Source organism: Shewanella sp. 11B5 (assembly GCF_002836795.1).
GTDB lineage: Bacteria > Pseudomonadota > Gammaproteobacteria > Enterobacterales > Shewanellaceae > Shewanella > Shewanella frigidimarina.
Map to the genome: position 1 here is coordinate 1 of NZ_PJAP01001094.1, position 2,304 is coordinate 2,304.

Genomic DNA, 2,304 nt, shown 5'->3' on the forward strand with positions numbered 1-2,304 from the left:
ATGTTAAAACAGCATAACTTACCTTTTAATGGTTAATTATCAGCAAAAAAAGTTTACTTAGATTTGGTGTTGTAGATATTTAATCAATATGGCGACTTATTCAAGTCAGCTTCTACATAACACATGATTTTTGTCATGTTCGTGAATCCTTCTCTTTCTGCACGTATCTGTCAATCCCTGTGCCCTGCACTTCCAATTAAGCATCTTGTCATCCATATAAATTTGTTCATTTGCCAAAAAGAACATGGGCCATTATGATTTGGTTTGCGCTACTAGGATGCTTTCAGCCAAGTTCTGCTTAATGACTTGATCAGAACTTGGAATAATAGGTGAGAAATATCAAAACGTAGTTACTAACCACTTTCAAACTGGGCATTTTACTCAAACCCGAATTCAGGCAAGACGAGTCGCTTACAAGCGAATAACAGAGTAAATAGATAACTAAATGACTGTTCTATTACAGTCAATTCAATGCAGTCTGCAAGGCAAAGGGCTGTTTATTGGCGTTTGTTATCTTGAGTCAGATTATATAGCAGCGCTAAATTATCGAACTTAATCAGTGTTGTATGAATACTGTAGAGACATAGAAAATATTATACGTAGATTTCGATGGATTGATGTTGTTGTGAATAACGTTCTGGGGAAGGTAGAGATTGACTAGTTGAATCGTTAACTGCTGTTGTGTCGTTTGCAATAGTAGAATGACTCTGTTCTGCTGATACTGAATGATTAGGAGACAATAGACTTATGTTTGAATCATCGGCAATAAGGGGATCATTGGTTAAAGTTTGACTGTTTTGAGCTCTAGAATTATTCGTTTTTGAAGATGACACAGAATCTGCATTATTTGTTATTAACTCTTTCTTTGCTTCATTCATGTTTTGTAATGCTTGCGCCGCGACGCGAATATCCGCCATAGACGGTTGTACAGGAGCCATTGCTGCCGCATACACTTTCTGCATTTTAGTTAATGTCGCTTGGGCGTCACCATCAACAGTAGACACATCGATATTAACCTCACCATCCACAGCATAACGACGTCCATCTGGGCCTTTTTCATATTGATAACTCGGGCTTTGCGCTAAACTTCCACCTACTGCAGCATGTGCTTGCTCGTGAGTTTTAACTTCGGTATCTCGCTGTGCAAGTTGATCAATCTGCTTAATTTCTGCTTGTTCTATTTGCTGTTGCTTGTCTTTTACCTGTTGCTCAACTTGCTGCTCTGCTGAATCATCCTGACTGTTTGACGTTTGAGGTTCTGTATTGACTGACGATTCGTCTACGGATGAATTTTGTTCCGTCCTATTTGTCGCTACAGCTGAAGTATTTGTTTCTGTCGCTGAAGCATCCGAGGGTTGATTAAAGATATTAACTATAGGCTGTTGAGCATTAACAACTTCACCATTACTCGTTCTTGCTGGTTTAGCTGTACTCACAAATGTTCCAGCAGCGACATCAGTAGCCTGGGTTTGAATAGCTGAACGATTCAATACACCAGTAAGATTGAGCGGACCACTTTTTAAGCTGTAACTATTGAATGGATCTGCAGCAACTATTTGTGGCGGCTTAACCCCATTTGTATTTGCAGAAACAGAATTTGACGGAGCGTTCTGATGAGTATCCGTACTTAAATTGGGTTTAAAGTCGACTGATGCTTTAAAAGCTGATGTGACTGTAGTTTGAATTGGGCTAGATTTGAGCGAACTGCTTTTTACTGAACTGTTTCTAACTTGATTTGAATGGATGATTTCAGGCCGAGCATCTATCACTTTAGCAGATGCCGGTTGAGCTTGTGGTGCAGATAAAGAATTGCGGTGGTTAAGTTGGGCAGTATTATTAACAGACCCAGTGTTAGCAGAAACCATCGCCGCATTCATGATTACACTTCAATATCAATCAAGCTACCAACAGTCTCAGAAGCCACTTCAATCACTTTAGCAGATGCTTGAGCTTGGTTAGATGATTCAGTCGCTGACACTAAAGCAGATGTGGTGTCAGTTTGCCCAACAGCACGAGAACTTAAAGTCACAGTATCTTGTGCCGATGTATTTGGCACCGCAGGTTTTTGTTGATCTGGAGTGGCAACAGATGTTGTTGCTTGCGCTAAACCTTGTTGAGCACTCTGCAATCCCTGCATACCTGACGCATAGGCTGATTGAACTTGCATAATACTGCTCCTGATTTTAAAAAAGTCGATTTATTATGGCCTAAATCGACTAATATGTACAGTTTTCAAACAAAAGTTAGCTGTTAACCCAACCCATCTCCCAATCTTTCCATACTGGATTAATTCCTCGTCGCTTC

2 protein-coding genes are annotated in these 2,304 nt (G+C 39.9%); both read right to left on the reverse strand.

Going from position 1 to position 2,304, the window contains the following annotated elements; genetic code table 11:
- Positions 1-593: 593 nt before the first annotated feature.
- Complete coding sequence (locus tag CXF78_RS20675; RefSeq protein WP_102037816.1) at positions 594-1,877, reverse strand: putative metalloprotease CJM1_0395 family protein; 1,284 nt, start codon at positions 1,875-1,877, stop codon at positions 594-596.
- A 2-nt stretch (positions 1,878-1,879) separates the two neighbouring features.
- Positions 1,880-2,167 (reverse strand): hypothetical protein, encoded by a 288-nt coding sequence (locus CXF78_RS20680; protein WP_011637651.1) that lies wholly within the window; start codon positions 2,165-2,167, stop codon positions 1,880-1,882.
- Between the last annotated feature and the right edge of the window lie 137 nt (positions 2,168-2,304).